Source organism: Caldithrix sp., from assembly GCF_056497305.1.
In genome coordinates, this window is the sequence record NZ_JBSMDE010000148.1 from 1 (window position 1) to 7,511 (window position 7,511).

The 7,511-nt window shown below is 45.0% G+C and carries 8 protein-coding genes; 2 read left to right on the forward strand and 6 right to left on the reverse strand.

Features of this window, described 5'->3' with window-relative positions; all coding sequences use genetic code 11:
- Nucleotides 1–179: 179 nt before the first annotated feature.
- From ACWB0I_RS12395 to ACWB0I_RS12410, 4 genes are all read right to left on the reverse strand, one after another.
- Nucleotides 180–947 (reverse strand): TrmB family transcriptional regulator, encoded by a 768-nt coding sequence (locus ACWB0I_RS12395; protein WP_479388381.1) that lies wholly within the window; start codon nt 945–947, stop codon nt 180–182.
- A gap of 420 nt (nt 948–1,367) precedes the next feature.
- Nucleotides 1,368–1,616, reverse strand: a complete 249-nt coding sequence (locus ACWB0I_RS12400) for a YfhL family 4Fe-4S dicluster ferredoxin (protein ID WP_479388382.1) — start codon at nt 1,614–1,616, stop codon at nt 1,368–1,370.
- 36 nt (nt 1,617–1,652) lie between these two features.
- Nucleotides 1,653–1,859, reverse strand: coding sequence for a dodecin (locus ACWB0I_RS12405; RefSeq protein WP_479388383.1), 207 nt, complete (start codon nt 1,857–1,859; stop codon nt 1,653–1,655).
- Nucleotides 1,860–1,949: 90 nt separating this feature from the next.
- Nucleotides 1,950–2,360 (reverse strand): MerR family transcriptional regulator, encoded by a 411-nt coding sequence (locus ACWB0I_RS12410; RefSeq protein WP_479388384.1) that lies wholly within the window; start codon nt 2,358–2,360, stop codon nt 1,950–1,952.
- 454 nt (nt 2,361–2,814) lie between these two features.
- On the opposite strand from ACWB0I_RS12410, the gene ACWB0I_RS12415 reads away from it, so the two are divergent.
- Nucleotides 2,815–4,812 (forward strand): OPT family oligopeptide transporter, encoded by a 1,998-nt coding sequence (locus ACWB0I_RS12415; RefSeq protein WP_479388385.1) that lies wholly within the window; start codon nt 2,815–2,817, stop codon nt 4,810–4,812.
- A 65-nt stretch (nt 4,813–4,877) separates the two neighbouring features.
- Nucleotides 4,878–5,243 carry a PqqD family protein gene (locus ACWB0I_RS12420; protein ID WP_479388386.1) on the forward strand — a complete coding sequence of 122 codons (366 nt, stop codon included), beginning with the start codon at nt 4,878–4,880 and terminating at the stop codon, nt 5,241–5,243.
- On the opposite strand, the gene selD is transcribed toward ACWB0I_RS12420, so the two are convergent.
- Nucleotides 5,227–6,282 (reverse strand): selenide, water dikinase SelD, encoded by a 1,056-nt coding sequence (selD, locus tag ACWB0I_RS12425; RefSeq protein ID WP_479388387.1) that lies wholly within the window; start codon nt 6,280–6,282, stop codon nt 5,227–5,229. The genes ACWB0I_RS12420 and selD overlap by 17 nt on opposite strands.
- Entirely contained in the window at nt 6,283–7,182 is a 900-nt protein-coding gene (locus tag ACWB0I_RS12430; RefSeq protein WP_479388388.1) for a DUF58 domain-containing protein, read from the reverse strand.
- Nucleotides 7,183–7,511 lie beyond the last annotated feature (329 nt).

The following is a 7,511-nucleotide window of genomic DNA, read 5'->3' on the forward strand; positions in this document are numbered from 1 at the left end:
GGATTGCCTTCCTTACACCAGAATTCCCAGCCGATATCGGCATGAACATAATCGGCCTCAAAGCCGGCGGCTTCCAGTACGCGGATGGCTTCCGGCAAAACCGTTTTGCCAATTCCATCGCCCGGCAAGGTTACAATAGTTCGTTTTCTCAACGTTTCTCCTTCCGTTTTAAACCTGGATTAGCTTAGTTTTTCAAAAATAGTAAAGGCTTCTGCGCCAAATTTTTCCTGAATCTTTATGGTGTAGATATCGTGAATAATGTAGTCTTTGGTCAGTAAAACCATCCCGCGATTCAGTGTGTAAGCGGCCGTGGTCAGGCCGTCGTCTTTGAAATTGATGATCATCATGCTGGCCGAATCCACAACAATAGCCAGCCGACGGGCTTTTCGTTCCTGCCGGATTTCATGCTCACGGCCGTGGTGAAAGGTCCTTTTGATCTGGTACGGCGACTGACCAAAAAGCACCATAAAAATCTTCACGCCCTCGTCTTCTTTGCTTTTTAAAGCTTCGTGCAACACAGCCAGCTCTTCGGCCCAGATGGAGATGAATATCTCTGACTTAGCCGATGAGATTAGTTCACGCAATTTTCTAAAAATATTATCTACACCTGAGATATTCCAGATGTAATGCTGATCATATGCGTCTTTCTGGTAAATTTCGGTCAGTTTTTCCTGCAAGAACTCAACGCTGTGCAAATAGTCTGATTTTAATTTTTTCAGGATTTCATCAGGGGGAAAAGGAATGTAGCGTTTGGGATCGCTGCCCAGAGCCATAATCACTTCACGATCCTGAAGCTTATTAAGCACTTCATAAATTTTCGAAGCGGGAATTCCCGACAGCCTGGCAATTTCGTAGCCGGTAGAATTAGCCTGCTTGAGCAAAGCAATGTACGCTTTGGCTTCGTAAACGGTAAAGCCCAGTAATTTCAGATGATCTAACAACTCCATAGTCACCACCTTTGTAGTTAATAGGAACTTAAAGAAAAATTAAAAGTCAGTCAACAAAAAATAAATGAAGTAAGGAAAGAAAGGGCCCTAACATTGGCACACATTCTAAAGGTCATTCGTAAGCCCAACGTAACTCGAGCTTTAGCTCGAGTTACGTTGCGGCTGTGCTGCCTTAGAATACTTCCCTCAAAAGACCTAGCGCCTTAGCCTGAGAAATTTTTAATGCTGTTTTAACGAGGACGTGTTGAAGAGTTGGTTTAAATTATGTCTGCGAAATCTGCGCGAAATATAATTGTGATTAAAAAAGTTTATAGCACTTTTGGTTACGGCTTTGTTGCCTTAGGGATTGATGGCTAATTCTATTAAATCAAAAAGGCGGTCCGAAACGAACCGCCTTTTGATTCTGTATTTGCTTGATCCTTATTCGCCATGAATGCGTTTTTTCTTCTCCAACAATTCTTCTTCCGTCTCCTGATGATTGGGATCGGGCTGACAGGCGTCTGTCGGACAAACAGCCGCACATTGAGGTTCATCATAGAAACCGACACATTCGGTGCAAAGGTCGGGATTAATAACGTAAATAGGATCGCCTTCGCTAATGGCCTCGTTTGGGCATTCAGGCAAGCATGCATCACATGCGATACAATCTTCTGTGATATAAAGTGCCATGGTCACTCCTTTTTATTTAGTTAGCTACTGCGGAATTTAATCCAATAATTTAAAACCAACTTTTAAAATTACCTGATACTCTTCAACTTTTCCGTCACGTACCGAACCACGCTGTTGAACCACTTCAAACCAGCTTAAGGCTTTTAAGGATTCCGAAGCTTTCTTAATCGCATTCTCAATGGCCTTTTCGTAACTTTCGCTCGAAGTTCCAACGACTTCAATCATTTTATAAACGTTGCTCATTCCTGCCTCCTATTTTAGTTCAACCCAATATAAGAAATGTTACAATTTAAAACAATGTTTCAGGTTCATTTTTTTCCCAATTTTGACCTTTTAACTAACGACATCGTTCTCCAGACCTTTAACAATTTCCTTCAATTCATGAATCACGCGCTTCAATATCTGTTGATTTCTGCTCTTATTAGAACTCTTAACGGTTTCTTTGACGCTGGGTTCCTTTTTTTTAACGGTTCCGTTTTTTTCCTCTTCGCTTGTCGTTTGAATATGATATTTTTGATTGAGCAGTTTATTAGCCCCTTTAATGGTAAAGCCTCTCTGGTAGAGCAATTGCTTAATCTCGGAAATTATTTTGAGGTCCCGATCGCTGTACCGCCGACTCCCCCCCGGCGATTTCATGGGGCTCAGTGCGTCGAAAACAGTTTCCCAATATCGCAATACCGATTGGGGTAGATCAAAATACTCCGCAACCTGTCCAATGGTGTAATATGGCTTTTTTTCTTTCATCAGTCACTCTATGTAAATCAGGTTTCCTAAATATTACATCTTATTCATTAAAAATCAATTTTTTGTGTACCTTTTCCCTTAAATGGATTCCGGACGATTTAACAAGGTTACAAAATATCTTAAAAATGGCCGGGCGCCCTGAGCAAAAGGCTGCAAAAGGAAAATTATTGTTACGATGAAAAACGTATCATTCCATGCGCCTTTCTGACCAGCAAGCCAGAATATTTCACCCCAGAAAAAAAACCTGCCTATCAAACATCATCACGCCTTCCCCACTTATTTTTGACAACCTTTGTAGATTTTTTGTCCAATCAAAGCAGAATGAAAAGGAGCCTTTTTGTGTGATTGACTAGCTGGCAGCCCTGCAAAATCTTCTTGACTCGTATTTTAGAAAGATTTATTTTGCACTTTACTTTTGGCATTTTGGGGTTTCAATAAATTTGGAGTTCTTCTTATGGAAAAGCAATCGTTCAAACCTTATGTACCCGCCGATTCACAACTAAGCGAACTCACCTTCAAAGCCATCATTTTAGGTGTAGGCATGGCCATTGTACTGGGAGCAGCAAACGCCTATCTGGGCATGAAAGCCGGTTTAACCGTAGCCGCCACTTTCCCGGCTGCTGTAGTAGCCATGGCTGCCCTGCGTGTGATGAAAGGCAATATTTTAGAAGAAAATATCGCCCGTACTACGGCTTCTGTGGGCGAGGCTCTGGTAGCCGGCGCCATCTTTACCATTCCGGCCTTTGTAATCAGCGGTGTCTGGGATCATCTGCACTACATTGAAAGTACGCTCATCATGCTCATCGGGGGAACACTGGGCGTGTTGTTTGTGACTATTCTTCGGCGCAGCATGGTAGAAGAAGCCGACCTGCCCTTTCCGGAAAGCGTAGCCGCAGCCGAAATCGTTAAGGCCGGTCAGGGCGGTCAAACCGGTGCCGGAGCTGTATTTGCCAGCATGGGGCTGGCTGCCATCTGGGAATTGTTTAAAAATTCCAACGGCATCCAGTTAATCAAAGATTACACACACGATTTCTTCCAGTTCAGCCAATCCAAAATTGAAATATTGGGTCAAAAAACCGCCTATGGCGGCGGATTTTTATTTGAAACCCCGGCAGCCTCACCAGCCTTGACCGGCGTGGGATTTATTGTTGGATTACGCGTTTCAGCCGTCCTCTTCGCCGGCGCCGTGATGGGTTGGGTGGTTCTGGTTCCCCTGGGTATTTTCGCCAATCCCTCGCTGGCCAACTTTGTTTCCAGCGGCCATTCCTGGCTGGAAATTGCCGAAGAGGTATGGTTAAAACAGATCCGGCCTTTTGCCGTGGGCACTATGATCGTGGCTGCTTTTTACACGCTTTACAATCTAAAAGATTCTTTGATCGCCGGCATTAGTAAAGCGATTCGTGATTTACAGGCTAAAAAAGAGCACAAAGGCGAGGTATCCCGCCTGGAAATCGACCTCGATTTTAAAAAAGTGGCCATTTCCATCGCGGCTTTGGCCATTCCCATGTTCATTCTGTACGAATATTTCGCTCAATCTTACGTAAGCGCTTTTATTCTTACGGTCATCTTGATTATTCTGGGCTTTCTCTTTGCCGCCGTGGCCGGCTATCTTGTTGGCCTGGTAGGCAGTTCCAATAATCCCATCAGTGGATTGACACTCAGCTCGCTGCTAATCGCTGCCGTGCTGCTGGTTTTTTTGGGTGTTAAGGGCACCCACGGCGTTTTGGCCGTGTTAGGCGTGGCCGGCGTCATTTGCACCTCAGCGGGCATTGCCGGAGACATGACCCAGGATTTGAAAGTTGGACATATCCTGGGGGGCACGCCCTGGAAAATGGAAATCGCGGAAATCATTGGCGTGATTGTCGCCGCGCTGGTGCTGGTTTTCCCCATGATTGCCATGGATCAGGTTTACCACATCGGTAGCGCGGAATTACCTGCGCCACAGGCCGGATTAATGGCCTTAATGTCCAAGGGTATTGTGGGCGGCGAAATGTCCTGGCCCCTGGTGCTGGCCGGTATGTTCTTTGCCCTGGGACTGATTATGATCAGCTCCCCTTCGCCCATGCTGATTGCTGTGGGCATGTATCTGCCCTTCCATTCTACGGCCGCTATCTTTGTGGGCGGCGTAATTCGCTGGATTATGGATACCATGCTTAAAAAACGGAACGCTTCTGAAGAGGAACGGGTAAAAGCGGAAAACAAAGGGGTTCTGATCTCTTCCGGATTGATTGCCGGTGAGGCTTTAATGGCTGTCATATTGGCCTTTGTTGTTCTTGGCGAACGCCTTTCGGGGGTGGAGCGCATGTTCAATGGTCAGCCAGTTAGCTCTTTAAAATACTTTGCTATCCACGCTCTGGGCGTGGAACATCCAAGCGTCATTGTTGGCTTACTGGTTTTTGCGGGATTGATTTACCTGCTGGTCAATGTGCCGCTAAAAGCTGCGAAAAAATAATAAATTTTCTAACACAAAGGCGGGATTGTTCCCGCCTTCTTACAATCAATGAAAAATGTCGATCTATGGAAGAAAAAGAATTTTTCGAACTAATCCCCGTACGTCAGTTCGACTGGCGGCTGGATGAACAATCGAATCGCGTCATTGTCTTGCGCCCAAAGTACATTTCCAGATGGGCTAAAAAAATAATGAAGCCCTTCAGCGGAAATCGCTATTTCAAGATTAAATTGGATGCGGTGGGTAGTCAGGTGTGGCAGGCCTGCGATGGGCAAAATTCGGTGCAAGCCATTTTAAATCTTTTACTTCAGACCTTTCCAGACGAGCCCGATTTAAAAGAGCGCCTGGTGCTCTTTTTAAAACAGTTAGCACGGGAAAAGTTTATTTTGCTTCTCCAGAAAGTAAACGAACCTTCTATTACTCCTCAAGAATAATTTTCTTTTCAGCCCGTTCCACTATTTTACCGATAATCTTCAACTCAAAAGGATATTTCATCTCTCTGGCCTTATCCGCCATGCGCCGCGCTTCCGACTCCGGCATGGCCATTAACAACCCGCCATTGGTCTGGGGATCGAACAGATGGCAGTATTGCGGTTCGCCGGGATCACTGTGCATTAGGATCTCATCCTGGGTGTACAGCCGATTGCCGTGTAGTCCGCCCGGCCATAAAGAGTAATCTTCAAAATAATGATTAAACGCCTCAAAGCGTGGAATATTATTCAAAAAGACGAGTGCCGAATACTTGTCCTGACTCAACATTTCCAGCAGATGGCCCGAAAGTCCGAAGCCGGTAACGTCCGTGCAGGCATGCACATCCAGTTCCAATTCACGGGCAATCTTTACCGGTAGCGCGTTGATAATGCGCATACTGTGCACAATCTCTTCTTCAAATTTGGCCGCACATTTGCCCTGTTTAATCGCCGTACCCACCACACCGGTGCCAATCGGTTTACTGAGCACCAGCACATCATCTTTTTGTACGGTGTTATTAAACCAGACCTTTTCTGGATGCACCTTACCTGTAACAGCCAATCCGTATTTAATTTCCTGATCCTGAATGGAATGGCCGCCGGCAATGACAACGCCAATTTCCGCAGCTTTGTCGATGCCGCCCTGCAAAATTTTGCTTACTGTTTCCGGTTTCACTTTACCCTGATGAACAGCCAGAATATTCAGGGCCACAAAGGGCTCCCCCCCCATGGCAAAAACATCGCTAATGGAATTGGCAGCCGCAATCTGTCCAAAAATGTAAGGATCATCCACAATGGGGGTAAAGAAATCCAGTGTATTTACAATAGCCAGTTCATCATTCAGTTTGTACACACTGGCGTCATCCCCCGTCTGAAGCCCAACCAACAAATTGGGCGCCTCCCTGAATTTCAGGGGGCTTATCATTTTATCCAGAACCTCTGGATGAATTTTACTGGCTCAACCAGAGCAAGAGACTAATTGCGTTAGTCTTACTTTGTCCATCTACAACAACCTTTTCCTTTTACTTAAAAATTTAGTTAAAGCCATGGTTAATGGTTCGTCGCTTAAAATGAGCTGATATTCAATGTTATTTTTACTGCTCTCAATCTGATAGGTACGCAAAAAAGATTGCATGCGCTGCCGATATTGCTCTTTGAGCATAAAGGGCTGAGTTTTTATCTTTTCTCCGCTTTCCAGGTCTTTGAACAGTACATGCCCCTTGAAGTTAAACTCCACCTCCTGGCGATCCAGAACGTGAAACACGATCACTTCGTGCTGTTCATGTCGAAAATGCTTCAGTCCTTTCATCACCTGTACGGGATCGTCCAGTAGGTCGGAAATCAGAATGATCAGACCTCTTCGGCGAAATTGATCTGCAATCTGGTGCAGGGCGTCCGCAATGTGCGTATCGTTTCCCGCTTTGGCTTCCTGTAATTGTTTTAGAATCTGGCGCAGGTAGGAAGCCCGGGAACGCGGTGGCATCTGCAATCTGATTTTTTCATCAAATAACACCAGACCTGTGGCATCTCGCTGGCGCAGCAACAAATAGGTTAATCCGGCGGCCAGGAAGGTAGCGTACTGCCACTTGCTAAGTCCTTTACTGCTGAATTGCATGGATTTTGAACTATCGAGCAAAAGGTAGCAGCGAAGATTGGTTTCCTCTTCGAATTGCTTGATGTAAAAGCGATCGGTTCGGGCATAGACCTTCCAGTCCACAAAACGCAGACTATCGCCCGCCATGTATGGTCGATGCTGCGAAAATTCTACACTGAATCCGTGAAAAGGACTTTTGTGTAAACCCGTAATAAAACCTTCGACCACAGCCCGGGCAATCAATTCCAGGTTGCCTATTTTCGATAGCAAATGGGGATCCAGTAGATTAAAAGCCCCTGCTTTGTTCATCCAATACCTGTCCAATTCATTTTTGCAAAGCAGAAAAATAAAGATTATTAAAATGCAAAGCAATAAAAACAGGGAGGGAAAATTTGCGTCCGGGAATACTTATTTCAAAAGCAAAGAAGGCGTTGGGCTACTCAACACGTTGAATAGTCTCTTAATTGCATTTTTGATTAGAATACTTCCTTCAAAACTTATAATCCCGCTTAGCGGGATGCGAAAATTTTTGTGCGGGGTGAAGAAACAAAACCGTTGAATTGTTGAATTGTTGATTGGTTGAATGATTGAATAAGCATCGGACTAACATTCCCAATTCCCATTGATCGTGAATGGGG